Source organism: Vibrio rotiferianus CAIM 577 = LMG 21460 (genome assembly GCF_002741985.1).
GTDB lineage: Bacteria > Pseudomonadota > Gammaproteobacteria > Enterobacterales > Vibrionaceae > Vibrio > Vibrio rotiferianus.
Map to the genome: position 1 here is coordinate 24884 of NZ_APHW01000029.1, position 26954 is coordinate 51837.

22 protein-coding genes and 1 pseudogene are annotated in these 26954 nt (G+C 45.7%); 7 read left to right on the forward strand and 16 right to left on the reverse strand.

From position 1 onward, the window contains the following. Positions 1-73: 73 nt before the first annotated feature. The 4 genes from B853_RS13550 to pilM are packed head-to-tail and all read right to left on the reverse strand — an operon-like array spanning position 74 to position 2753. Positions 74-589, reverse strand: a complete 516-nt coding sequence (locus B853_RS13550) for a pilus assembly protein PilP (protein ID WP_010443909.1) — start codon at positions 587-589, stop codon at positions 74-76. Continuing rightward, a complete protein-coding gene (locus tag B853_RS13555; protein ID WP_038885610.1) occupies positions 579-1172 on the reverse strand; it encodes a type IV pilus inner membrane component PilO in 594 nt (197 codons plus the stop codon). The genes B853_RS13550 and B853_RS13555 overlap by 11 nt, the downstream gene beginning before the upstream one ends. Next, complete coding sequence (locus B853_RS13560) at positions 1169-1753, reverse strand: PilN domain-containing protein (protein WP_038885608.1); 585 nt, start codon at positions 1751-1753, stop codon at positions 1169-1171. Before B853_RS13560 ends, B853_RS13555 begins: the two co-directional genes overlap by 4 nt. Next, positions 1737-2753: a type IV pilus assembly protein PilM gene (gene pilM, locus B853_RS13565; RefSeq protein WP_038885606.1), complete on the reverse strand. Its 1017-nt coding sequence runs from the start codon at positions 2751-2753 to the stop codon at positions 1737-1739. The genes B853_RS13560 and pilM overlap by 17 nt, the downstream gene beginning before the upstream one ends. Positions 2754-2892: 139 nt before the next feature. Between pilM and B853_RS13570 the strand changes: the two genes are divergently transcribed. Continuing rightward, positions 2893-5460, forward strand: a complete 2568-nt coding sequence (locus tag B853_RS13570; RefSeq protein WP_010443931.1) for a penicillin-binding protein 1A — start codon at positions 2893-2895, stop codon at positions 5458-5460. Positions 5461-5538: 78 nt separating this feature from the next. Here B853_RS13570 and oxyR read toward each other — a convergent pair whose 3' ends face one another. Then, on the reverse strand, positions 5539-6447 hold the full coding sequence (gene oxyR / locus B853_RS13575; RefSeq protein ID WP_010443932.1) for a DNA-binding transcriptional regulator OxyR: 909 nt from the start codon (positions 6445-6447) through the stop codon (positions 5539-5541). 174 nt (positions 6448-6621) lie between these two features. On the opposite strand from oxyR, the gene B853_RS13580 reads away from it, so the two are divergent. Both B853_RS13580 and B853_RS13590 read left to right on the forward strand, forming a co-directional pair. Further along, positions 6622-7350, forward strand: a complete 729-nt coding sequence (locus B853_RS13580) for a redoxin family protein (RefSeq protein WP_010443933.1) — start codon at positions 6622-6624, stop codon at positions 7348-7350. 453 nt (positions 7351-7803) lie between these two features. After that, complete coding sequence (locus tag B853_RS13590; protein ID WP_038885605.1) at positions 7804-8085, forward strand: DUF3624 domain-containing protein; 282 nt, start codon at positions 7804-7806, stop codon at positions 8083-8085. Positions 8086-8238: 153 nt separating this feature from the next. On the opposite strand, the gene argH is transcribed toward B853_RS13590, so the two are convergent. The 4 genes from argH to argC all read right to left on the reverse strand — a co-directional run bounded on the left by argH (position 8239) and on the right by argC (position 13486). After that, positions 8239-10113, reverse strand: a complete 1875-nt coding sequence (gene argH, locus B853_RS13595) for an argininosuccinate lyase (protein WP_038885604.1) — start codon at positions 10111-10113, stop codon at positions 8239-8241. A gap of 250 nt (positions 10114-10363) precedes the next feature. Further along, complete coding sequence (locus B853_RS13600; protein WP_005451488.1) at positions 10364-11578, reverse strand: argininosuccinate synthase; 1215 nt, start codon at positions 11576-11578, stop codon at positions 10364-10366. 90 nt (positions 11579-11668) lie between these two features. Next, positions 11669-12460 (reverse strand): acetylglutamate kinase, encoded by a 792-nt coding sequence (gene argB / locus B853_RS13605; protein ID WP_038885603.1) that lies wholly within the window; start codon positions 12458-12460, stop codon positions 11669-11671. Positions 12461-12481: 21 nt separating this feature from the next. Beyond that, on the reverse strand, positions 12482-13486 hold the full coding sequence (gene argC, locus B853_RS13610) for an N-acetyl-gamma-glutamyl-phosphate reductase (protein WP_038885600.1): 1005 nt from the start codon (positions 13484-13486) through the stop codon (positions 12482-12484). A gap of 144 nt (positions 13487-13630) precedes the next feature. On the opposite strand from argC, the gene argE reads away from it, so the two are divergent. From argE to B853_RS13625, 3 genes are all read left to right on the forward strand, one after another. Continuing rightward, positions 13631-14767: an acetylornithine deacetylase gene (gene argE, locus B853_RS13615; protein ID WP_038876055.1), complete on the forward strand. Its 1137-nt coding sequence runs from the start codon at positions 13631-13633 to the stop codon at positions 14765-14767. Between the two features lie 278 nt (positions 14768-15045). After that, positions 15046-17679 carry a phosphoenolpyruvate carboxylase gene (gene ppc / locus B853_RS13620; protein WP_038886868.1) on the forward strand — a complete coding sequence of 878 codons (2634 nt, stop codon included), beginning with the start codon at positions 15046-15048 and terminating at the stop codon, positions 17677-17679. 435 nt (positions 17680-18114) lie between these two features. Further along, positions 18115-18654 (forward strand): PadR family transcriptional regulator, encoded by a 540-nt coding sequence (locus tag B853_RS13625; RefSeq protein WP_010443942.1) that lies wholly within the window; start codon positions 18115-18117, stop codon positions 18652-18654. A gap of 70 nt (positions 18655-18724) precedes the next feature. Here B853_RS13625 and metF read toward each other — a convergent pair whose 3' ends face one another. From metF to B853_RS13640, 3 genes and pseudogenes are all read right to left on the reverse strand, one after another. After that, entirely contained in the window at positions 18725-19627 is a 903-nt protein-coding gene (gene metF, locus B853_RS13630) for a methylenetetrahydrofolate reductase (protein WP_005432740.1), read from the reverse strand. 271 nt (positions 19628-19898) lie between these two features. Beyond that, complete coding sequence (locus tag B853_RS13635) at positions 19899-22307, reverse strand: bifunctional aspartate kinase/homoserine dehydrogenase II (protein WP_038886866.1); 2409 nt, start codon at positions 22305-22307, stop codon at positions 19899-19901. Between the two features lie 16 nt (positions 22308-22323). Further along, positions 22324-23486: pseudogene (locus B853_RS13640) on the reverse strand (O-succinylhomoserine (thiol)-lyase). A gap of 229 nt (positions 23487-23715) precedes the next feature. Here B853_RS13640 and metJ point away from each other — a divergent pair. After that, complete coding sequence (gene metJ, locus B853_RS13645) at positions 23716-24036, forward strand: met regulon transcriptional regulator MetJ (protein WP_005432736.1); 321 nt, start codon at positions 23716-23718, stop codon at positions 24034-24036. A gap of 113 nt (positions 24037-24149) precedes the next feature. Here the strand turns inward: metJ and B853_RS13650 are convergent, their stop codons facing one another. From B853_RS13650 to B853_RS13665, 4 genes are all read right to left on the reverse strand, one after another. Further along, positions 24150-25427: a malic enzyme-like NAD(P)-binding protein gene (locus tag B853_RS13650; protein WP_009705505.1), complete on the reverse strand. Its 1278-nt coding sequence runs from the start codon at positions 25425-25427 to the stop codon at positions 24150-24152. Positions 25428-25635: 208 nt separating this feature from the next. Continuing rightward, positions 25636-26112, reverse strand: a complete 477-nt coding sequence (bfr, locus tag B853_RS13655) for a bacterioferritin (protein ID WP_005381359.1) — start codon at positions 26110-26112, stop codon at positions 25636-25638. 74 nt (positions 26113-26186) lie between these two features. After that, positions 26187-26375, reverse strand: a complete 189-nt coding sequence (locus B853_RS13660) for a (2Fe-2S)-binding protein (RefSeq protein ID WP_038886864.1) — start codon at positions 26373-26375, stop codon at positions 26187-26189. 338 nt (positions 26376-26713) lie between these two features. Beyond that, positions 26714-26954 (reverse strand): EF-Tu C-terminal domain-related protein (locus tag B853_RS13665; RefSeq protein ID WP_038889594.1); only part of this gene is annotated, 241 nt, incomplete at its 5' end.

The window sequence follows — 26954 nt, forward strand, 5'->3', positions numbered from 1 at the left end:
TAACTTCCTGTATCTCAATGTATATCCTTGTCTCATTTCTTTTACTCAATTCTAAAAATCAAAACGGAATTACTTATCTCAGAGCGAGCTTTACTTTGCGTTTTTGCCAACACCCTAAGCCATCGGGTAAAGTCTCGTTAATTAGTAAATACGAATGCGTAACGTGAGTTACTTTGCCATTATTTTTTCCGATGTACTGACCAGCATGAACCTTGTATACGGTTCCATTGGGAGCCTGTACTAACCCAGAGACACTATTTCCCATCCCCATAACACCTTTTAGTCTCAACTGGCTTAGAGGAAAATGCTCCAGCTTGCCACTTCGTTTGCGGTTTGAAGGTTGCCAACAATCTTTTCGAGCAACTGGCTGAGATGCAATTGTCGCTTCCTTAGGTAGCTCAAAAGGTGCTCGTTGAGCTTTTGCTTGGTATGCAGCAACCGCGAACTCTTCAATAGGCTCAAGTTGGGCGACATCTCGCCTAGCATCAGTTTCGACTTGACGAATATAATCATCAAGAGAGTCGTCGTTGGCTTGACATCCAAGGAGGGCAGCACTGATCACTGCCAACAACAAGACATTAGCTTTCATCTTGTTTTTCCTCTGGCTTAAACTGATAAGTATTGGCTCTAACTCGAAAATGTAAGGTTTCACTCTCTTGACTGACTCTCTGCCAAGTAACATCCTTAAATGTAATGATGCGAGGAAGCGTTGCTATCGCTTGTGCGAAGCTCCCAATATCATGAAATGCGCCAGTAAGTTCGATATTCAATGGGAGCCTATACAAAAATTGTTCAGATTGTTTCTTCCCCCAATCGATCCGTGTGAAAGTCAGATTATTATCGATGCCAAGTTCGTTGACAGAAGCAAGCATTGTGGCCAGCTCTTTCTGCGCTGGTAATTGCTGCAATAGATATTCATATCGATGAGTCAGTTCATCCAATTGGGCTTGCAGTTTGGGTAATGCTGCGACCTTATTGGCTTTGATTTTCAACATTACTTTAAGTTTCTGCTCTTCGGCGATTAACGAGTTCAAACGCTGTTTATCCGGCTTAACAAAAGCCCAATAGCCCCCTGCTAGTAGAACTATTACCAATAAACAAACGACCAAAGACTGGGGTAATAGAGGCCAATCTGTTATTTCATCTAATTCTAGTTCTTGCCAGTTGCTCATTGTGACTCCTCCTGCCTAGCCATAACTAGACTTGCAGGTTTCTGGAACAAAAATGAAACCTTGAAAGTTTGAAACTCCTTACCAAAACGTGCTTTTCCATGAACAATAGAGTGCATCTCAACATCCATGAGAGCAGAAGACCGTTCAAGATTATCTAACATGGTTGCAAGTCGAGAGGTGCTATCACTTATCCCACTAATCTCCACTTCTCTATCATCCATTTTGATTTTGTCGACATAGACACCTGACGGAATAGCAGACGGCATAAGATTCATAAACTCAGTCGTTTTATTACGTCCTTTTTGCAAACCCTCCACAACCTTTAACCTTGTTAAGATTTTGCTATGCTCTTGCTCTGCAATTTTCATATCGGCAATACGCTGATCGAGTTCATGAATATAAAGTGTGAGGTAATCTAGGCGTTCTTGTTGCATGCGTTGTTGGTGCTGAAAATAAAATGAGATGGCCCATTGCAAGCCGACAGCGACAAAAACTCCAAGGATGAGTAGCCCAAAAAACCTTCGACGATGCTCTTCTCTCTTCGCCTCTCTCCACGGTAGTAAGTTAACGGGATGCAACATGGCTCCCCCTTTGCCAGTCAATAGCTCTTATTGCTATACCAGCCGCAGTTACAAAACGCTGCCAGTCAACATTTCTTCTTTTACGCTTCGGAACCTTCATTTCAAAAAGACTAAATGGATTCAACAATTCACAATCCAGTTGTAACTGACGCTCCAACGTTTCTGCGAGCATTAAAGTGGATGCGCCTTCACCGACAAGCCAAATACCACGAATATCTCGTTCACCATTCATTGAGCTGTAAAGTTGAAGCTGTCTCTTTACCCTATCTGCCGTTTCATGGTTAAACCTTTCCACTTTCTCTTGTTCGCTCGCATTCTCCTCAAGAGATGTTTGAAAGTTATTGATAACTTGCTCTAAGCCTGATGAAAACTCCTTATAAAAGAACTCACCTTGAGCAGTAAACATGGAAATAGAACAGTTTCTTTCTCCCACATAAAGCAAACAGTATTGCGCTTTTTCAGGATGCCGCTCTGTCGCCAATTGCCATATTGCTCCCTGAGAGTGAGAGTGAACGTCAAGCAAAATAGGTGTCAGGCCAGCCTTTTCAATTGCCTGTTTTCGACTTTCTACCACCTCTTTTCTAGTAGCAAAGACTCGAAAACCAGCAACCTCATTTCCTTTGCTGTCACAGTTCGGCACAAAATCTAAACTTAATTCCTCAATAGGAAACGGAGACTGAAGAGAAAATGCCTGCATGATTGCAAACTCAACCTCACTTTCTTCCAATTGAGAGTCAAGCTGTAAGCTTTTGCTAATTACAGCGCTATCTGGAATAGATGCAGCCGCTTTTCGGTGTAATAGTGGTAGTTCTTTTTTTATCTCTTTTAGGGTCTTTACAATTTCTTGATGATTTATTGTATGGTTTTCAGCGACAATAGCGTCGTTTAGCACTATTTCTTTATAACCTAGCAAGGAGTACCCCTCCTTTGCTGGCTTTAGTATTACGGCTTTTAGGCTATTGTGACTAATATCAATGCCCGCAACTGTTAACTTATCCATATAGACTCTCGCTCCGAAATTTCTTCGTGCAAAGGTTGTTATTAGCATCTAAATAAGAGTTAATATCTTGATTGCTAATTTTTTACCTAGAGTACTAGGGTTTACCGTCATACAGCCTCAACCAATCAGGGATTCTCCGGTGAAGTTCATAAAGCGTTTATTATTTTTAACATTGATTTGCATAATTCTTGGAGTGACCACAATTTTTGGCTTCTATCAATATGTGAAGCCTGAATTGCCAGATGTTGCGACATTAAAAAATGTTGAATTACAAACACCTATGCAAGTTTATAGTCAGGACGGGAAGCTGATCGCACAGTTTGGCGAAAAGCGTCGCATTCCTGTAACTTACGATGAGATTCCTCAGGATCTCATTCATGCGCTGATTGCAACTGAAGATAGCCGTTTCTATGAGCACCCTGGTATTGATCCGATCGGTATTACTCGTGCCGCTGTTGTTGTTGCTCTATCAGGCTCAGCTAAGCAAGGTGCAAGTACCATTACCCAGCAGCTAGCACGTAACTTCTTCTTATCTAATGAGAAGAAAATCATGCGTAAAATCAAAGAGATCTTTATAGCAATTCACATTGAGCAACTTCTTTCTAAACAAGAAATCATGGAGCTATATGTCAACAAGATCTTCCTTGGTTATCGCTCTTATGGCTTTGGCGCTGCGGCACAGGTTTACTTTGGTAAGAGCTTAAATGAGTTAAGCCTAAGTGAAATCGCCACGCTAGCAGGCATGCCTAAAGCACCTTCGACAATGAACCCTCTATATTCTCTAGACCGTGCTACTAAGCGTCGAAATGTCGTTTTGATGCGTATGCTGGATGAAAAATACATTACTCAAGAGCAATATGACGAAGCGCGCTCAGAGCCAATTGTGGCCCGTTACCACAGTGCCGAGATTGAGCTTTCTGCCCCATATGTTGCAGAGCTAGCACGCTCATGGGCGGTAAAAGAGTACGGTGAAGAAAAGGCTTATACTTCAGGACTAAACATCTACATGACGGTAGATTCAAAACTGCAAGATGCTGCCAACAAAGCCTCAATCAACAACATCCTTGCTTACGATGAACGTCACGGCTACCGCGGTGCTGAGAAAGTGCTTTGGAAAGAAGGCGAAAGCTCTTGGGATACTGAGCAGATTGAAAAACACCTAAAGAAACAGCCAACATACGGCCAACTGTACCCAGCGGTTGTCACCGAAGTTGACGACAAAACTGCACAGGTTTGGGTGAAGAACAACGATGAGCAAACCATCGCTTGGACAGGTATGAACTGGGCACGTAAATATCTGACCGATGAACGCCAAGGCGCTGTGCCAAAATCAGCGAAACAAATTTTAGAATCAGGCCAACAAGTCTGGGTTCGTGAAATCAGTACTACCGATAAAGAAGGTAACACTACCCATAGCTGGAAACTAAGCCAAGTGCCAAGTGCAAACACAGCATTTGTGGCCATGAACCCAGAAAACGGTGCTGTCTTGTCTTTGGTGGGTGGTTTCAACTTTGTTCATAGTAAATTTAACCGTGCGACTATGTCTGTGCGTCAGGTTGGTTCAAGTATCAAACCTTTCATCTACTCAGCAGCAATCAACAAAGGTCTAACCCTTGCCTCTTTGGTCAACGACGCACCGATCAATAAATGGGATGCAGGTTCTGGTTCAGCATGGCGTCCAAAGAACTCACCACCGACTTACATCGGCCCTACTCGCCTACGTATCGGCCTCGCTCAATCAAAGAACGTCATGGCGGTACGTACTCTGCGTGAAGTTGGCTTAGACGAAACTCGTGAATACCTAACGCGCTTTGGTTTTGATATTGATGAAGTACCACGCTCTGAGACCATCGCTCTGGGTGCTGGTAGCTTAACACCAATGAAAGTTGCACAAGGCTACTCCGTGTTTGCCAACGGTGGTTACTACGTAGAACCGTTTTATGTTGATCACGTAGAAGATTCATTCGGTGAAGTGGTATTTAAAGCAAATCCGAAAGTGATCTGCCAGCACAACTGTCCTCAAATGGATGAGCAGGCTCCTGCAGAAGATAAGTTTGTCGCTGAATTTGGCGAGCAAGATGTCACAGCAGATAGCATTGCACCAGACAACGCACTAGAAAACGACACTCCACAATACGCGAAGCAAGTGATCTCAGCGCAAAACGCATTTCTAATGCGTGAGATGATGTACAGCAATATATGGGGTGGAGGTAGCTGGCGTGACGGCACAGGCTGGAATGGTACTGGTTGGCGTGCACAGAAACTGGATCGTCGCGATATTGGGGGTAAGACAGGAACCACCAACGATTCGAAAGACACTTGGTACAACGGCTACGGCCCTGGGATTGTGGCAATTGCGTGGGTTGGTTTCGATGATCACTCTCGTACACTAGGTCGAACGACAGTAAACAGCAACCTTGGAAAAGGACAAATATCTGGCGCAGAATCCGGAGCGAAAACCGCAGAACCAGCTTGGATTGACTTCATGCACGTAGCGCTCGATGGTGTACCACAGCAAGGTAAGTCTATTCCAGATGATATCGTTCGTGTGCGTATCGACCGCGATAGCGGCCTATTGACGCATAAAGTCGACGGTTCATCCATGTTCGAGTACTTCGAGAAAGGCACTGAGCCTACTGAATACGTCGGTAACAGCCTAGAAGATAGCATCTACTCTGGTGGTGGAAGTTCAGAAGAGCTGTTCTAATACCGAATTAGTGATATGAAAAAAGGGAGCCATTGAGCTCCCTTTTGTTTATCTGGATTATCTGATTAAAGCAGAAACTTAGGCTGCAATAGAGCTTTGCTTTGCTTCAAGAATATTCTTAATTGTCGCAGCTAATGCTTCGAAACGCGCTCGCAACGGCGAACCAGGACGATAAACCAATACGATACTGCGCGAAGGTGTTGGATTGACAGCAGGAACGTAACATACGCCATCTTTCTTCTTCTCATGCGGCACAGATAGCTGTGGTAGTAACGTAATGCCTGCACCTGCAGCCACCATGTTACGCAACGTTTCTAAGCTAGTTGCTTTAAAGCGTTCATCATCTTTTGCACCTGCAGCAAAACAGAAGCCAAGTGCTTGGTCGCGTAGGCAATGACCATCGCCCAACGCCAATACCGTTTTACCGTTCAGATCGAGCATTTCGATATGATCAAGACCAGCCCATTCGTGATCACAAGGCACTGCAACACTTAGCGGCTCGTTATAGACCTCAATCTCTTTGAACGGTGCTGTTTCATCGACTGAAGCTAAAACAAGACAATCAAGCTTACCTTCTTCCAATTGGCGAACCAACTGATGAGTTTGAGCTTCATGTAAGAACAGCTCTAAGTCTGGAAACTCTTCTTTAAGATGAGGAACAATTTTAGGTAAGAGATAAGGGCCGACAGTTGGGATAAAGCCAATGTGCATTGGGCCAGTCATGGCACCACTTTGACCACTCGCCATATCTTTAAAGGTTTTCACTTCACTTAAGATGCGTTTTGCTTGCTCCACCAGTTGCAAACCAGAATCAGTAAACAGCACGCGACGGCTGCTTCTTTCTAGCAACGCTGTACCTAATTCGTCTTCCAACTTACGAATCTGGCCGCTTAAGGTTGGCTGACTAACAAAGCAGGCTTCCGCAGCTTTTCGAAAATGCTTGTGCTCCGCAAGCGCCACCAAGTACTCAAAATCTCGGATATTCATACGTACGATTCGCTTCTTGTTTGGCGATAGAAATAATCTATCAAAACCATAGCATTAAACGATTAGAGCTATCAAAGTTTTTTTTCAATAATGAGCTCAACAAAACGAAACTGAGCGACAAATAACGCTAAGCTCGAAAACGAATTATTTCATAGATTTAAAAAGGAAATCATCATGTTTGCATCAAAAGAAGGTCAAGCTGTACCACAAGTTACTTTTCCGACTCGTAAAGGTGACGCATGGGTGAACGTAACCACGGATGAACTGTTTAAAGACAGAACGGTTATCGTATTCAGCTTGCCAGGTGCGTTTACTCCGACGTGTTCGTCGAGCCACCTACCTCGTTACAACGAGTTGTTCTCAGTATTCAAAGAACACGGCGTGGATGAAATTCTATGTGTATCAGTCAACGATACGTTTGTGATGAACGCATGGAAAGCTGACCAAGAAGCAGAAAACATCACCTTTATTCCAGATGGTAACGGTGAGTTCACAGATGGCATGGGTATGCTAGTAGACAAAAACGACATCGGCTTCGGCAAGCGTTCATGGCGTTACAGCATGCTAGTGAAAAACGGCGTGGTTGAGAAAATGTTCATCGAACCAAACGAGCCAGGCGACCCGTTCAAAGTATCTGATGCAGACACGATGATGAACTACGTTGCACCTGAGTACAAAACTCAAGAATCGATCACTGTGTTCACTAAACCAGGCTGTCCTTTCTGCATGAAAGCGAAGCAAAATCTGATTGACCACGATCTTCAATATGAAGAAGTGATTTTGGGTAAAGACGCAACAACCGTAAGCCTACGTGCAATCTCTGGCCGTACAACGGTTCCTCAAGTCTTCATCGGTGGTAAACATATCGGCGGTAGCGAAGAACTAGAAGCTTACCTAGGTTAATAATTTGCCTAACGGGCTTGGGTTGGCAATCTAGCTGTCCATAACTCAGCCCTCGGCCTCTCGGAGCATCCCTCGCCCGGGAGGCCATCCCCCTGTAAACAAAAAGCCTCGTTATACACGAGGCTTTCTTAATCCAAACTTATCAATTCAAGAATCAATAGAGTGGTGGTTATGCAGTCATCATTGCGTAACGGCTAACAAGCACAATAGCGGTAAAACCAATTGTGAAGAAACCACCAGCAAGGCCTAGTGCTACTTTAAGTTCTGTCGACATTATTATTTTCCTATTGTCTGGCTGACGGCGCACCATACACCAATTACGTGCTACACACGTTTCACCAAGCTAATTTTCCATTTTTGGTTTGATAGACGTGATACTAAAACCAGACAAAGAAAACCTAAAACGTGAGTTAGGGTTATAATCAGGGACAAATAGGTAGTATGGATAGAACAATGGCTTGTCGCGGTTGCCAAGAGCATTGGTTTTGGAAAAAGATCGGTCGTTGCCAACGATGTATGGATCAACTGACGGTATTATCGGTCCTATGCTGGATCGTATGGTGGTTTGCGTTTAAAGATGATCCACAGAGTATTGAGTCGATCGCGCTGATCTTTGCGGGCTTTGCGTTTAATGGCTTGCTGTTTTTACACCTTTGGATGCGCTTCGTTATATTTCCGTGGCAGCGCCGTCGTAGAAAACAAAGTAAGGATGAGCATCGCTCAGATGACAGATAGAAAAAAGCCCCAAAACCAATACCGGTTTTGGGGCTCTCTTAGATTCTTCTAAGAAAAAGCAGTGGTACTTTAATAGACCGGGCTTCCTCCTAAAGGTTCCAAATTTTTTCCTGTTTTTTTAGTATTTTCTTAAATACTCATAGAATCATTAACCTAGGCCACATTGCTTTTTTGGATCAATTGCTCAAACAAGTTTATCTCTAGTGCCACCTCGTCACACGCATGCTGACGTGGACACTGATCGCAATCTTTCAGTACTTTCTCCGGAAGCAACGACTTCGAAGTTGGTAAGAAGCTTTGCTTCATAAAGAACTCAGGCGTACGTGTCAGCACAAACACTTTCTTAATCGCCATCTGACGCGCCTTATCAACTAGGTAGTTCACTATCGCACTGCCCTGCCCCTGACCTTGCCACCCTGCTTCAATACCTAATGAGCGAACCTCAGCGAGACCAGAATCGTACACGTACAGAGAAGCACAACCCGTTACCTCACCATGGTGTTCAGCCACTGCAAAGGAGCCAATATCACGTACCAACTCATTGCGTGAGCGTGGTAGGTTCTCGCCCATATTTGCCCAATACGCCACCATGCCTTCCAGCGTTTCGATATCTGTCAGACGTGCAGGGCGTACTTTGACTGCTGAAGTATCACGTTGAGACAGGCGCTTGTCTGCTTGGTCGACCGCATAAGCCACTTGCTGCGGCGACACGCCACCAAGCGCACAACGTTTCTCAAGGCATGAATCGATGGTCAAGATGTCATATACATCCGCCTCAATCACTTCAGAGAAGGATTTCAATTCTTCAATCGACAACTCTTCTAACGCACAGCCTTTGGCAATTGCACCAACCACAGCAACACCGACGATATGGTGCGCTTCACGGAATGGGATGCCTTTCGCCACTAGGTAATCCGCCAGCTCAGTTGAGTTTGCATAACCTTGCTTCGCCGCTTCTAACGTACGCTCGCCATTAACCTTAATGCCATCGAAACACAATGCTGCCATTTCCATGCAGTCATTCCATGTATCAAGCGCATCGAACAGACCTTCTTTGTCTTCTTGCATGTCTTTGTTGTAAGCCAGTGGCAGCGCTTTCACCGTCATCATCATGCCAGCAAGCGCGCCGTATACACGACCTGTCTTACCACGAATAAGCTCTAATGCATCTGGGTTTTTCTTCTGTGGCATCAGCGAAGAACCTGACGTTACCGTATCGGCTAATTCAATAAAGTTAGATTCACCCGAATTGTAGAAGATCATGTCTTCTGCCAAACGAGATAGGTGTAACATCGAGATAGACGCCACAGACATCAGTTCCATCACATGGTCACGGTCAGAAACCGAGTCTAGCGAGTTACGTGTCGCACGGTGGAAACCAAGGTTGTGAGCCAGCTCTTCACGGTCGATAGGGTAAGCGGTCCCCGCAAGCGCACCCGAGCCGAGTGGACACGTATCCAAACGCTTTAGCGCATCGTTCAGACGTGAGTAATCACGCTCAAACATTTCAACATAAGCCAAGCACCAGTGAGCAAACGTCACAGGCTGAGCACGTTGTAAGTGCGTATAACCAGGAAGAACAGTACCTTGATGCTGCTTAGCAACACCAACCATTTGAGTTTGTAGGCGATCAAGTGCAATCAACAGTTGTTGACCTTGCTGACGACACCAAAGCTTGAGATCGGTTGCAACTTGGTCGTTACGAGAACGTCCCGTGTGTAGCTTTTTACCTAGGTCACCAACTTTATTGATCAGTTGCTGCTCGACCCAAGAGTGGATATCTTCAGCGTCTGAACGTAAGATTTGATGTGGGTCTTCCATCACTTCAAGCTTGAGTTCATTTAGTGCTAGCTCAAGCTTTTGTTGTTCATCTTCAGATAACACGTCAACAGACAGCAATGCTTTAGACCACGCAATTGAGCCTACGATGTCTTGCTCGGCCAATCGGTAATCGAAACGCAACGAATCGTTGAAGTCTTTAAATCTGGTATCTGCCGCTTGGGTAAATCTTCCGCCCCATAATGCCATTGCGTCTCTCCTGATGACTATTGCTTACGCTAACGTGTTATTCATTAAGTGTTGACCAAATCGGTGGTCATTTGCTCACTTTTTCTTATGCCTCAACGTTACGATAATCGTAGATAAAAATAAAGTAGAAATTCAATATTTTTACATATTTATTCATGACTATTTTATCTTTATGCCAATAAGGTCAGCAAAAACCAAAAAGACCTGCCAATAGTGGCAGGTCTCTTATCTTATAAGGCGTTAAATTGGCTTATTTTTTCTGGCTGTTCAGCGCACGGATACGGCTTGATAGTGAGTAAAGACGGATAAAGCCTTCAGCATGGCTTTGGTCATAAACTTCATCTTCACCAAAAGTAGCAAACTCTTCAGAGTACAAACTGTTATCCGAACGTTTTTGCGTTACCGTTGCGTGACCTTTGTAAAGCTTCACAACCACTTCGCCATTCACGTCTTGCGCGAGCTCCTCAGAAGCCGCAAGAATAGACTTGCATAGCGGCGTGAACCAACGACCATCATAAACAAGGTGTGATGCTTTCAGACCAAGCTCCTCGCGGAATTCAAATGACGCTTTATCCAGCACCAGTTGCTCTACCGCACGCAGTGCTTCCATCATGATGGTGCCTCCCGGAGTTTCGTAACAACCACGAGACTTCATTCCCACTAGACGGTTTTCGACAATATCGATACGACCAACACCGTGCTTCGCACCTTTTTCGTTTAGGTAAACCAACGCGTTATATGGTGTCATCGCTTCACCGTCTACCTCAACAACTTCACCTTTCGCTACTTTCAGCGTCACGGTTTCTGCTTCATTCGGTGCTTGCTCTGGGTCTACAGTCCAAGCCCAGCAATCTTCATTTGGCGCGTTCCATGTATCTTCTAGAACGCCACCTTCAGTAGAAATGTGCCATGCGTTCGCATCACGCGAGTAAATCTTAGTAAGAGATGCTGAACAAGGAATGTTACGCTCTGCTAGGTAATCTAAGCACTCTTCACGGCTCACTAGATCCCATTCACGCCAAGGCGCAATAACATGCAGATCTGGTGCTAGTGCTGCAAATGCACCTTCAAAACGTACTTGGTCATTACCTTTACCTGTACAACCATGGCACAGAGCGTCTGCGCCCACTTTACGTGCAACTTCAACCTGCGCTTTGGCAATGATTGGACGCGCCATTGATGTACCTAGTAAGTATTTACCTTCGTAGTAAGCACCGGTTTTTAGCGTAGGGTAAATGTAATCCGCTACCATTTCTTCTTTCAGATCAGCGATGTAACATTCAGAAGCACCAGAAGCTTTTGCTTTCGCTTCAATGCCTTCTAGCTCCTCCGCACCTTGACCAACATCGGCAACGAAAGCTACTACTTCACAGTCGTAGTTCTCTTTTAGCCACGGGATGATTACTGAAGTATCTAGACCGCCTGAGTATGCGACTACCACTTTATTTACGTTCACTTTGCTCATGTTTTTTCTCCAAACTTAACTGGCGCTGCTCTCGGCGGTCAGTGCCAACCACTTCCTAATGTTCAATTCTTTAACTGGTTTGCTTCTGCTCTATTGCGGCAGAAACTGCGTTCCGATACTTTCACCCGCGAATAGCTGGGTCAGTTTCTCTGGGTAACGCCATGTCGCAACTTCGATAGGACGACCAAGATCATTGGCAGCCTCCAAAGCGGCTTTAACTTTGACGATCATACCGTCGGTGATCACTTGCCCTTTGATCAATGCATCGGCTTCTTGCTCGGATAGCGTTTTGATCAGGTGACCTTTGCCATCGAGTACACCGCTAACATCAGACAGAAGTACTAACTCCGCATCTAACGCACCGGCCACGGCAACCGCAGCTTGGTCCGCATTCACATTCATCATCTGACCTTTTTCAGTCAGACCAATTGAGCTGATGATCGGCAGTGCACCTGCGTTTAGCACCGCTTGTAATAGGGTTGAATCACCCGGTGATGCTTTGCCGACAGCTCCTAGTTCTGGGTCAAGCTCTTCAACATGACATAAACCACCATCAGCAAGGCTAAGGCCCACCGCATTCAGGCCATCAGAAATTGCTTGGCCTTGCAGTATCTTGTTCGCGGTACCCGCAAGCGCACCTGCAATCACAGGAATTTGCTCATAAGGCGTCACGCGAAGACCGTTTTTCTTTACGGTTTCAAGCTGAAGCTTTGCCATCAACTCATCAACTAGGTAGCCACCGCCATGAACGATGGCGATTTGTCGCTGTGCCGACTTTTGGTAAGCCGCAATGGCGCCAAACAGTTGGCTTAAGGTTTGAGTGCAAGATAGAGCTGCACCACCGAGCTTAATGACTAAAGGAGCTTGATTGGTTTGCGTCATCGCATTTCCCTCTTTCAACGACTACAGCAACGCTGTCAGTTCTGGGTAACCGTAATGAATGTTGAGACATTGCATCGCTTGACTCGATGCACCTTTAAGTAGGTTGTCGATCGCCGAAATCACAATGATGTGTTCGCCTTGCACCTTCCAGCCGATATCACAGAAAGGGGTATTTTCGACATCCTGAATACGTGGAATACCATCACCTTTAAGACGAACCGCAGGCTTGCCTTGGTAAGCTTGTTCAAACGCTTTCGCCACCTGTGCTTCCGTGACGCCTTGCGCCAACTTCATCGTGATGGTGGCAAGAATGCCGCGCTTAAAGTTGCCTAGGTGTGGAGTAAAAATCACATCGCAACCCAAATGCTGAGCAATCTCTGGTTGGTGACGATGGTTAAAGACACCGTAAGGTTGCAAGCTCACTTCGCAGAAGCTGTTAACCATGGAGGCTTTACGCCCTGCACCTGATACACCACTGGTTGCGTTAATCACAGGCCATTGGTTGGTATCCAGTAATGCGTGTTCTAATAAAGGTTTGATTGCAAGCTGTGAAGCGGTCGGGTAGCAACCTGCCACTGCAATCAAAGGAGTGGTTTTTATTGATTCTTGGTTCCACTCTGCTAAGCCGTATGCTGCTTTATCTAGCCAGTTGTTATATTGATGTTCAAAGCCATAAAAAGTGTCGTAAAAGCCTTCGCTTTTCACACGGAATGCACCGGATAAATCGAATACCTGACAGCCCGCCTCTAAGAAAATTGGAGCTAGGTCGTGACTCACTTCATGGGCCGTTGCCAGAAAGACCACATCAGACGCTTGAGCAACTTGCTCAGGGTCAGTCAGTGGCGAAACTGGCATATCAATCACACCCGCTAACTTGCCGTGCAATTGAGCAATATTCTTTCCTGCATCGACGCTATTGGCGGAAACGTATAAACCTGATAGCGTGAGTTCAGGGTGTTTGTTGACCATTAAAGCCAACTCTGCGCCGGTGTAGCCGCTGGCTCCGATAATCGTGGTTTTTAGCATTACATGACATCCATATACTTAAAGCTCAAAATGACTATTCATATTTAATTTTTGCTTTATTTTGATTTTTTATTCATTAAATATGATTTAATATGTGTTTTACATTTTTGTGCTCTGTCTGTCAATAGGAGAATTGAAGAATCCATGCAATTACCAAGTTTTCTAGAGGTCTATGAAGGACTGATCAGCACCTCTTCGATCAGCTCAACCGATCCAAGCTGGGATCAAGGCAATGCCAAAGTGATCGAGAAGCTAGCTTCTTGGTTTAAAGATCTTGGCTTCAGCGTTGAAGTGATCGAAGTGGAACCAGGCAAACACAATATGATCGCACGTATGGGCGAAGGTGAAGGCGGTCTACTTCTAGCTGGTCACAGCGATACCGTGCCATTTGATGAAGGACGCTGGAGTTTTGATCCACATAAGCTGACCGAGAAAGACAACCGCTTTTACGGTTTGGGTACTGCGGATATGAAAGGCTTCTTTGCCTTTATTTATGAAGCGGTAAAGAAAGTCGATTGGAGTAAGCAGACCAAGCCGCTTTATGTATTGGCGACCTGTGATGAAGAAACCACCATGCTGGGTGCGCGTCATTTTACTGAGAATGCGCCTTTTAAACCGGACTACTGCATCATTGGTGAGCCCACCAGCCTTGTACCCATTCGTGGTCACAAAGGGCATGTGGCAAATGCCATTCGCGTAACCGGCAAATCCGGTCACTCATCCGATCCAGCGCTCGGCGTCAACGCCATTGAAATCATGCATGAAGTCATGTTTGCTATGATGCAACTGCGTGACAAGCTAGTAAAAGAGTATCACCATCCGGGTTTTGCCATTCCAAGCCCTACCCTAAACCTTGGTCATATCCATGGCGGTGACAGCGCAAACCGCATTTGTGGTTGTTGTGAACTGCATTACGACGTGCGCCCTCTTCCTGGGATCAGTCTTGATGGTTTGGAGAACATGCTGCGTGGCGCATTAAAAGAAGTCGAAGCAAAATGGCCAGGGCGATTAGAGATTATTCCCCTGCACGAGCCAATTCCGGGTTACGAATGCCAACATGACCACCCATTTATTGGTGGTGTTGAAGAGATCTGCCAAACCAGTTCAGAAACCGTCAACTACTGTACTGAAGCGCCTTTCCTTCAACAGTTGTGTCCAACGCTGGTTCTCGGCCCTGGTTCTATTGACCAAGCCCACCAGCCAGATGAGTTCCTCTCCTTCGACTTTATCGACCCAACCATCGATGTGCTATCACGCGCAATGGTAAAATATTGTTGCTAGTCGCATTCTGTACTCGCTTCACAATGCAGCTCGATTGAGCTGCATTTTGTTCTCTTTACCACTATTCTTCTAGCACGCTATATCCTTATTTTAACGGCCATTTTGTAATTAATTTTCACTTCTACTGAGATAAGCTGGCCTAATTTTGCTCTAAATCAGGTCAGCAGCGGAATAATTGCAAACTTACTCTGCTTTATTTGACTAGAACTGGTGATTTTCGCTAGATTGGAGTCTTAACAAGGACAATGGATGTAGTTTTTTTACGAGGCAGGATGACAATGAACGAGAAATACGCCGCACTTAAAAGCAATGTGCGCATGTTGGGCCACCTTCTGGGCAACACAATTCGCGATGCCCATGGCGAAGAAATCTTCGAGAAAGTGGAAACCATTCGTAAATTATCCAAATCAGCCCAAGCTGGAAATAATGCTGACAGAGAAAGCTTAATTGAAGAAATTAAAAGCTTACCCGATGAGCAATTGACGCCTGTTACCCGCGCGTTCAACCAATTTCTAAACCTGACTAATATTGCTGAGCAGTACCATACCATCTCACGCCACTGTGAAGAGCATATCTGCGAACCTGACGCAATTAACTCGCTGTTCTCAAAGCTAGTGCAAAATGATGTGAGCAAGCTAGACACGGCACAAGCGGTTCGCGACCTGAACATTGAATTGGTTCTAACTGCGCACCCAACCGAAATCACTCGTCGCACCATGATCAACAAACTGGTGAAGATCAACGAGTGCCTATCTAAGCTAGAGCTGAGCGATCTCTCTTTCAAAGAGCGTAAGAAAACTGAACGTCGCCTTGAGCAACTTATCGTTCAAAGCTGGCACTCTGACGTTATCCGTCAGCAGCGTCCAACGCCTCTTGATGAAGCCAAGTGGGGCTTTGCGGTTGTAGAGAACTCACTATGGGAAGCCGTACCTGACTTCCTACGTGAAATGAACGACCGCCTGAAATCTTACCTTGGCGAAGGTCTACCAATTGATGCCCGCCCTGTGCACTTCTCATCTTGGATGGGTGGTGACCGTGACGGTAACCCATTTGTAACCCACAGCGTGACTCGTGAAGTACTGCTTCTGTCTCGCTGGAAAGCGGCAGACCTATACCTTAATGACATCAACGAGCTGATCAGCGAACTGTCGATGACAGTATGCAACGATAAAGTTCGTGAGCTTGCCGGTGATGATCAGCACGAACCATACCGTGCGATCCTGAAACAGCTTCGTTCACTATTGAACGAAACCAAAGACATTCTAGACGCGAAAGTTCATGGCCAGAAACTGGCAGTCAAAGCGCCACTGCAAAAAGTAGAGCAGCTTTGGGAACCGCTCTACGCGTGTTACCAATCACTAAACGAATGTGGCATGGGCGTGATTGCTAACGGCTCACTGCTGGATACGCTACGCCGTGTTAAAGCGTTCGGTATCCACTTAGTTCGTCTCGATATCCGTCAAGAAAGTACTCGTCATGCCGATGTTCTATCTGAACTGACTCGTTATCTAGGTATTGGTGACTATGAGCAGTGGAGCGAGCAAGATAAGGTAGCTTTCCTAACCAACGAACTTGCATCTAAGCGCCCTCTTCTACCTCGTGACTGGGAACCATCAGAACCAGTTAAAGAGGTTTTGGATACCTGTAAGATTGTTGCTGCGCAACCTCGCGAAGCGTTTGGTGCTTACGTTATCTCAATGGCACGTACCGCTTCTGACGTACTTGCCGTGCACCTACTGTTGCAAGAAGCAGGTTGTCCTTACCGCATGGACGTATGTCCTCTGTTCGAAACGCTAGACGATTTGAACAATGCAGAAGCGGTAATCAAACAACTGATGGGCATCGACCTATACCGCGGCTTTATCCAAAACCACCAAATGGTGATGATCGGCTACTCTGACTCTGCAAAAGATGCAGGTGTAATGTCGGCGGGCTGGGCTCAATACCACGCGATGGATTCACTGGTTAAGGTTGCAGAAGAAGAAGGCGTTGAACTGACGCTATTCCATGGCCGTGGCGGTACGATTGGTCGCGGTGGTGCGCCAGCACATGCTGCACTACTGTCTCAGCCACCTAAGAGTCTAAAAGGTGGTCTGCGTGTAACAGAACAAGGCGAGATGATTCGCTTTAAGCTTGGCCTACCAGATGTTGCGGTAAACAGCTTCAATCTGTATGCAAGTGCTATTCTAGAAGCGAACCTACTGCCACCACCAGAGCCTAAGCAAGAGTGGCGTGACCTAATGGATGTCCTGTCTGAAGTCAGCTGTGAAGCGTACCGTAACGTCGTTCGCGGTGAGCCTGATTTCGTCCCTTACTTCCGTCAAACAACACCTGAACTAGAGTTGGGCAAACTACCTCTGGGCTCTCGTCCAGCGAAACGTAATCCAAACGGAGGTGTAGAAAGCTTACGTGCGATTCCGTGGATCTTCTCTTGGAGTCAAAACCGTTTGGTTCTGCCTGCGTGGTTAGGTGCAGGTGAAGCCATTCAGTACTCTGTAGACAAAGGCCACCAGGCGTTACTGGAAGAGATGTGTCGTGAATGGCCATTTTTCTCTACTCGCTTAGGTATGCTCGAGATGGTTTACACCAAGTGCAACATGGATATCTCCCGCTACTATGATCAACGCTTAGTTGAAAGTCAGCTGTTGCCATTGGGTGACCGTCTGCGTGATCAACTTCAGCAAGACATCAAGTCCGTTCTGAATGTAGAAAACAACGAGAACTTAATGCAGAGTGACCCTTGGGGTCTTGAATCCATCCGTCTACGTAACATCTACGTTGAGCCATTGAACATGCTTCAAGCTGAGTTGCTGTACCGAACTCGCCAAACTGAGGAGCCTTCTGCAAACTTGGAAGAAGCCCTAATGGTGACGATTGCTGGTATCGCAGCAGGTATGCGTAACACTGGTTAAACTACGCAGAAAAAACCAAAAGGCTGAGTGAAAGCTCAGCCTTTATTATTACCCACCAATCACTTTCACTCTCAGAACAAGAAATAACCAGTAAATAACTCTAAAGAAAAAACAAAAAGTCCCAGCAATACAAAACAAAACACTACCAAAAAACACTATTGAGTATTTTATTAGTTTTTTTGGGTAATTTTGTCCTAGTATTCCACTTCATGCTTATTATTTATATACTACTTGCCTGCTGGAAGCTCACAAGTCCAATCAAATAAGCTCCAGCTCGATGGGCACCCCATCACTCTAGGTGATAAACGGCTTTAAGGTGACAGGACCAACATTGTTGGTGCTATTTACACATTAAAAAACTCAAGCGTCATTAAGAACGCAACTGAAAGTGTAGATAGCTTGTTTACAAGTTTATTGACCATTTGGATTGAAGACATGTCATTACCACACGTAATCTTAACTGTACTTAGCACTCGCGACGCTACCGGTTACGACATCACTAAAGAATTCTCAGCTAGCATCGGTTACTTCTGGAAAGCAAGTCACCAACAAGTTTACCGTGAACTAAACAAAATGGCTGAGAAAGAACTGGTTACTTGCGTATTAGAACCTCAAGAAGGCAAACCAGACCGCAAGGTTTACTCAATCACTGACGCTGGCCGCAGCGCGCTGGGAGAGTGGTTTGATCAACCAACAGCACACCCAACGGTACGTGACGAATTCTCTGCGAAACTGATCGCTTGTGCAGTACAACCTGCGGCACCGTTCCGTGATCAACTTTCTGAGCTTGTAGAAGAATCTCGTAAGCTGGTTTCTCACTACAAAGAAATCGAAGCAGCGTACTACGCAACACCATCAACGCTAGACAAGCAAGCGCGCCTAGAACGTCTAACACTTCGTCGTAATCTAATGCTACGTGAAGCGTGGATTAACTGGGCGGAAGAAGTACTGACTGAACTTGAAGTGATCGGCTAATTCTGTCACTTAAATTGAAACGAAAAAGGCTTGCCGATGGGCAAGCCTTTTGTCTATCTGGGAAAGCGTATTAAGCGCCAACAGCCACTTGTGGACGTACGCCTAGAGTATGGCATAACGCATAAGTCATCTCTGCACGGTTAAGCGTATAGAAGTGGAAATCTTTCACTCCTTCACGGCTTAGTACACGCACCATATCAATCGCTTGGCTAGCACCAACGAGCTGGCGTGTCACAGGGTCATCATCCAAGCCTTCAAACTGCTTGCTCATCCAACCTGGTACTTTCACATTGTTCTGCGCCGCAAAGCGAGAGGCTTGCTTGAAGTTTGAAACTGGCAAGATGCCCGGAACAATTTCTACATCGATACCTGCCGCAACACAGCGGTCACGGAAACGTAGGTAAGACTCCACATCAAAGAAGAACTGAGTAATCGCGCGGTTAGCACCTGCATCCACTTTACGCTTTAGGTTAAGAAGATCCGATTGGGCGCTTTTCGCTTCTGGATGTACTTCTGGAAATGCCGCCACTGAGATATCAAAATCATGACGCGCTTTAAGCAACTCTACCAAGTCCGATGCGTACATATCTGGCGCACCACCACCTGGTGGAATGTCACCACGTAAAGCAACGATGTTTTTGATACCGTTATTCCAGTAATCATCAGCAATATCGATCAACTCATCACGAGTTGCATCGATACACGTTAGGTGGGGTGCAGCCACAAGGCCGGTCGCCGCTTTGATTTCTTTAATGATTGAGTGAGTTCTGTCACGCTCGCCTGAGTTTGCGCCGTACGTTACAGAAACGAATTTTGGTTGAAGAGTTTTAAGACGATGTACTGAGTTCCACAGTGTTTCTTCCATCTTCTCACTGCTTGGTGGAAAAAACTCAAATGAGACGTTGATATTATCTGATAGTTCAGCGATGTTCTGGTTTAAGGCATCAATGTGCCCTGCATGCGTATATCCCATCTTACTCTCCCTGTGGCAACTCCACCACGAAATCAAAATTCCTTAAATCGACGTTTAGACGTCTATATGTCTACAGAATGTATTGAATACGATTTAATGTCAACCTTGTGATTATGAATTTTTTTCAAGTTCATAATGAGGATAGTTCAAGTTGCTGTATGGCTAATCCTTAGCCGAAATTTCCTATTCAGTATGGCATTATCAAAATAATAAAAAAACCCGGAGATAGTCCGAGGTTTTGTTGTCGTTCGCAAAAATTGGTTTGGTCAGATTAGAACAAACCTGCCAAGCGATTCAGGTCTGATTGAATCGCCCCAGCGGTCACTTCACGCCCTGCACCTGGACCACGAATCACTAATGGGTTGTCTTTGTACCATTTACTCTCGATAGCGAAGATATTGTCACACGGCAGCAAGTTCGCCAGTGCGTGCTCGCGTGATAATGCTTCAACACCCACCGTTGCTTTGCCATTACGCTCTAAACGCGCGACATAACGCAGCACTTGATCGTTTTTCTGCGCTTTGGTCAGACGCTCTTGCAGAATCTCACTTAGTATATCGCCATGATCAAAGAACGCATCCAAGCTCAATTCTCGCAATTCCTCCGGTACAAGTGATTCCACTCTCACGCTCTCCGGCTCAATATCTAAACCTGATTCGCGAGCGAGGATAACCAGTTTACGCATCACGTCAGATCCATCTAAATCAGAGCGAGGGTCGGGTTCAGTCAAACCTTGTTGCCATGCTAAATCGACCAGTTCAGCGAACGGCACTGAGCCATCAAACTGCTGGAATAACCACGATAGCGTGCCAGAGAAGATGCCTGATAGTGCGACGATATCATCACCACTTTCACGCAAATCTCGAACGGTATGGTTTATCGGCAGCCCTGCACCAACGGTGGCATTGTACAGCCAGTGGCGACCAATCTTAGCAAAAGCGTCTTGTACTTGATGGTAGTACTGACTACCAGCAGAGCCAGCCACTTTGTTTGCCGAGATAAGATGAATACCTTGTTGCGCGATCTCCACATAACGTGACGCTAACTCTTTACTCGCGGTGACATCAAGCACCACCGCTTCATCAAAATTCTGAATCGCACCAAGCTTAGTTAACCACTTATCATCATTCTCGATACTCTCATCATTAAAACGCTGGGCAACTGTTGCTGCATCGATACCATTTTCATCGAACCAATAAGTCTGGCTATCGACCACTGCCACTAGCTCAAAGCTCATACCGTGACGTTTTTCGAGCTCTTCTTTTTGCTCAGAAAACAGCGCTAACCAACTTGAGCCAATGTTGCCTTTACCGCACAAGGCGACAGCGACACGCTTCTGTGCTTGAAACAGTTGGCTATGAATACTTTGCACTAATCCTTCCACTTCTGCGCGGCGTAACACCGCGACCAAGCTCAAGCCAGATTCCGCCTCAGAAATAAACTCCACCGGTGAATGCTTTAGCTGTTGGTAAAAACCAAAGCAGTGATTTGCGTTTTTTGTCACGCCAGCACCGACGGCAGCAAGCAGTGAGTAGCCTTCTTTTAGTTTGATCTCTGCTTCAACGGCTAACTCTTGCAGATAAGCTAATGCCCCGCCTGCAATCTCAGCAGTGTAGGCTAAGCGCAAGGTTTGCTGATCCTCTTGCGCTTCAAACGCTAATGGCTCCAGTTGGGCACGCTTTAGGGCTTGCAATACTTCTTTCTGCGCACGCTCAAAATCGTGACCGTGGATAAAAGACAGTTGAACCAACAACACTTCATCAAGAGACGTAATGATTTTAGCACCGCGACCTGAAGCCAATACGCGCTCAATACGCGTTGAACCTGATTCCGGTTGATAGCTGCATTTGAGGTTCAAATCCATCGTGCTTTGAGCAACAGGCTGTAGTGTACGACTGTGCAGCACTGGCGCAGCCAAACGCGCAAGTTCACTCGCCTCATCTAAACGCAGCAGCGGCAACAAGCAAGCATCCGACACTAAACGTGGGTCTGCACTGTAAACGCCAGCAACATCGCTCCAGATGGTCACTGTGTTTACCTCAGCCAATGCACCAATCACCGTTGCTGAATAGTCAGAGCCATTACGCCCCAGCAGTACCGTCTCACCAGCTTCGTTTTGTGCCATAAATCCGGTGATGATTACGCGTTTATGGTTGTGTTGAGTCAATGCTTCTTTGATCAATGCATAAGAGCGAGCTCGGTCAACTTCTGGCTGTGTTCCAGCTTCTGCGCGTAAAAAGGCGCGAGAATCTTGCGCTACCGCAGGAAGATCCTGTTGTGATAACAGTGCAGCCAGTAAGCGTGACGACCATACTTCACCATGCCCAAGCACTGCTGCTTTTTGCGCCTCTGTAAGTGGCGCAGTTAACTCTGCTAGGGTACTGAATTCATCTTGAAGAGAAGCAAGCAGTTGCGCTTGCACTTCACCTTCTAGTAAAGCTTCTACCAATTCAGTTTGGAACTGTCGCAAGCTCTGCAACGCTTCATGGGCAATGCGACCGTCTTTATCTAAGCCTTCTAAAAACTCGATCAAGCGATTGGTGGTTTTCCCTGCCGCAGAGACCACCACCAAGTCATTTTCTGCCGAATACTCTTTAAGAATACTCACCACGCGCTGGTAGCATTCTGGGTTCGCTAAGCTGCTGCCGCCAAATTTATGCAGCTGACGTTGTACACTCATGACCTTCCTCTCCCAACTACTGTGCTGCTTTCGCGAATGCTTGCTCAAGATCGGTAATCAGATCCTGCGCATCTTCCAAGCCAACAGATAACCGTAGCAACTGCTCAGAGACACCTGCTTCAGCCAGTGCTTCTTCACCCATCGCACGATGCGTCATTGAAGCTGGGTGGCAGATCAAGCTTTCTACCCCGCCTAGCGACTCTGCAAGAGAGAAGAGTTCAAGTTCTTTAACAAACACTTTTAGCTGCTCAAATGAGCCAGCAAACTCAAAGCTCAGCATTGAACCAAAACCTGATTGTTGTTTTTTCGCGATGTCGTGACCCGGATGCTCTGGCAAACTAGGGTGGTAAATCTTCGCCACCAAAGATTGCGTTTGTAAATACGTCAACACTTGCTGAGAGCTTTCTTCGTGAACTCGCATTCGTGCACCCAACGTACGAATTCCTCTAAGCGTCATGTAGCTATCAAATGGTGTACCCGTTGCACCAATGCAGTTGCCCCACCATGCCAACTCTTCAGCATGCTCTTCGCTTTTAGTGATCACCACACCACCAATCACGTCAGAGTGACCATTAATGTACTTCGTCGTTGAGTGGATAACAAAGTCCGCACCTAGATCTAAAGGCTTTTGGTACACAGGTGTCAAAAAGGTATTATCCACTGCGACTAATGCGCCTACCTGCTTCGCTTTCTCGCATACTGCCGCAATATCGACCACGCGCACGAGCGGGTTAGACGGTGTTTCTAGTAAGACAAGCTTTGGCTTTTTAGCAATCGCAGCATCCAGAGCTTGCTGATCCGATTGGTCGACAAACAGAACTTTAAAATCACCTTTGCTTGCTCGAGTATTGAACAGACGATAGGTCCCCCCCCGTAGCAATCGTGTGGCGCCACAATTAAGTCATCAGGACCAAGAAATGCCGATACCCAAAGGTTTAATGCCGACGTACCGCAGTTAGTGACAACCGCACCTTTACCTGATTCAAGTTCGTATAGCGCTTTCTCCAGCAGACCTCGGTTTGGGTTACCGGAACGGGTGTAATCGTACTGTGGAACTTCACCAAATGCAGGGAATCCATAGTTAGTAGAAAGGTAGATTGGTGGTACTACAGCGTGGTATTGACTGTCTGACTCGATACCAGTGCGTACAGCAATGGTCGCAGGCTTACGGGTGCTCATGGGTGTATCCTTTCACGGGTGGTGACATCTAAATGGGAATGCGCTATATCTAGCTTATGCTGCTCACTTGATTAATACTCTTCCCTGACTATTAACCTCACTTTACTTGTCTAAAAATAAGACGTCAACACTTCTAGACGTCTATATGTCTTTGCTTATGGCGGTAAATGCAGCTAAAATCAGCACCTATATTTATTTTTCTAACTTATTACATTAATGAAGGTGCGCAATGGCTGACTGGAATGGCGAATACATTAGCCCGTATGCTGAGCACGGTAAAAAAAGCGAACAAGTAAAAAAGATTACCGTCTCTATCCCGCTAAAAGTTTTAAAGGTGCTGACTGATGAGCGAACTCGCCGTCAGATCAACAACTTACGCCATGCAACTAACAGTGAACTACTATGTGAAGCGTTCCTACATGCGTACACAGGTCAACCACTGCCAACTGACGAAGACCTTCGTAAAGACCGTCCAGATGATATTCCTACAGAAGCGAAAGCGCTGATGACGGCTATGGGCATCGAATTCGAAGCGTTTGACGAAGAATAATTGCTTACAAATTCGTTAGCATGATGACGCTACGCCGGGGGTAGCTTCAGAGCAAACTAAAAAGGGACGCTACTGCGTCCCTTTCCTTTATCTGAAGAATTCTATTCTATCACTTACTCAGCCATGTAATTTTCTGGCATTTCAATGCGAGCAACACCCGAATCAACTGCTGCTTGAGCAACGGCTTTCGCAACACGTGGTAACAGACGCGAATCCATTGGTTTTGGAATGATGTAATCAGAACCAAACTCTAGCTTATCTACGCCCGCCGCCTTCAGTACCGCTTCAGGCACAGGCTCTTTAGCCAACTCACGAATCGCATCAACAGCCGCTAACTTCATCTCATCGTTGATTTCGCTTGCACGAACGTCCAACGCCCCACGGAAGATGAATGGGAAACACAGTACGTTGTTTACTTGGTTCGGGTAGTCACTACGACCAGTACCCATGATCAAGTCATCACGCACTTCGTGAGCCAGTTCAGGTTTGATTTCTGGATCTGGGTTTGAACATGCGAACACAACTGGCTTGTCTGCCATTAGCTTCAACGCTTCTGCTGGTAGTAGGTTTGGACCCGATACACCCAAGAACAGATCCGCACCTTCAATCACATCTTCAAGCGTGCGCTTGTCAGTGTTGTTTGCGAACAACTGTTTGTATTCGTTTAGGTCGTCACGACGTGTATGGATCACCCCTTTACGATCCAGCATGTAGATCTTCTCGCGCATTGCGCCACATTTGATCAACAGCTCCATACATGCCACAGCTGCAGCACCTGCACCAAGACAAACGATGGTTGATTCTTCTAACTTCTTACCTTGCAGCTCGATTGCATTCAGCATACCCGCTGCCGTTACGATTGCTGTACCGTGTTGGTCATCATGAAATACTGGCACGTCACAACGTTCGATAAGACGCTTTTCAATCTCAAAACAATCTGGTGCTTTGATATCTTCTAAGTTGATACCACCGAAAGTGTCAGCAATGTTTGCTACTGTGTCGACAAATTCGTCGATCGTACGATGTTTTACTTCGATATCAATAGAATCTAGCCCAGCAAAGCGTTTGAATAGCAGTGCTTTACCTTCCATTACTGGCTTAGAAGCTAGCGGGCCAAGGTTACCCAAACCAAGAATCGCCGTACCGTTAGAAATAACCGCAACCATGTTGCCCTTCGCCGTATACTTGTACACATTATCAGCATTCTGTGCGATTTCACGAACAGGTTCCGCAACACCTGGGCTGTATGCCAATGCAAGATCGTTGGCAGTTTCAGCAGGCTTAGTCAGCTCTACTGCGATTTTTCCCGGAGTTGGGTACGCATGGTAGTCTAATGCTTGTTGGCGGCGTTCTTCTTCTGGGGTGACTTCTTGGCGATTGTCTTCAGACATGGATCGTTTCTCTTTTGTTATTTTTCGGTACGGGGGAATAAATTCTAAAGGATAGAAGTCAAACTTCATAGGCTAGATTGCGAGCTATATCCTTAAAAAGGCCGATAATAAAAGAGATTAGACCAGATATTAGTGATGAGCACCCTTTTTACAGGTCAGGTGCTCTCTTAATCACTTAGTTCGGAAAAGAAAACAGCGAAATATAATCTCACTCTTCATCCACGTACTGCGCTTGTAGGTAATTCTCAATGCCGGACATCTCAATCAAGCCCAGTTGCGTCTCAAGCCAATCGACATGCTCTTCTTCGTCTTCAAGGATATCTTGGAATAGATCGCGTGAAACATAATCACGAATATCTTCGGCATAAGCGATGGCATCTTTAAGATCAGGAATGGCCGCCATCTCGAGTTTAAGATCACACTCAAGCATCTCTTTGGTATCTTCACCAATCATCAACTTACCGAGATCTTGTAAGTTAGGTAAACCTTCTAAAAACAGAATTCGTTCGATCAAGTGATCGGCGTGCTTCATTTCATCGATTGACTCGTGGTACTCCTTATCGGCTAAGTGCTTTAACCCCCAGTCTTTGTACATACGAGCGTGTAGGAAATATTGATTAATAGCGACGAGCTCATTACCGAGCACTTTATTGAGATGTTGAATTATGATTGGATCGCCTTTCATGACAAAGCCCTCCTCTTTGGCTTCATTTAAATGTAGAAGCAAATGAGAAGGTGTCAAAAAGCCCTAACTAATAATTAGCTAGCTTGTTTCAGTGTTAAGTATTCCGTTTCCGCTAACATTTCTTTCGCTTGTTTGATGCACTTGCCACATTGGCTACCTAGAGCTGTGCATCGCTTGATTCCTCTGATGTCAGTTACGCCTTCATCTATCGCCAACTTCCTAATTTTCTTGTCAGAGACACCATGACAAAGACAAACGTACATACTCACAACCTTTAAATTTTACTTTGGAGCGAAATATAAACAAGAATCGTTCTTGTTGCTAGTTGTAATAACACGAATTACAGAACGTTTTGTTATATGGATTTGGACAGTTTAAGTCATTTTCAGGGACTTAGCGTGACGCTAGAAAAATGGGAAACTTGGAATGATATAAGGTTATGTTTTTCAATGATAAAAAGCATAACAAAGAGAGGGGGGGGCTTATAACCATATTGGAAAGAGAAATAGCAGATATAAAAAAGGGAAGCCTTAGCTTCCCTTTTTCTAGCGCTTTCTTCAAAAAGAAGAAGAGTGCAAGATTACGATTAATTCGTTAAGAATTAGTCGAAGATCTTAGCAACAACACCAGCACCTACTGTACGGCCACCTTCACGGATAGCGAAACGTAGACCTTCGTCCATAGCGATAGGAGCGATTAGCTCAACTTGCATTTGGATGTTGTCGCCTGGCATTACCATTTCTACGCCTTCTGGTAGAGAGATGTCACCAGTTACGTCAGTTGTACGGAAGTAGAACTGTGGACGGTAGCCTTTGAAGAATGGAGTGTGACGACCACCTTCA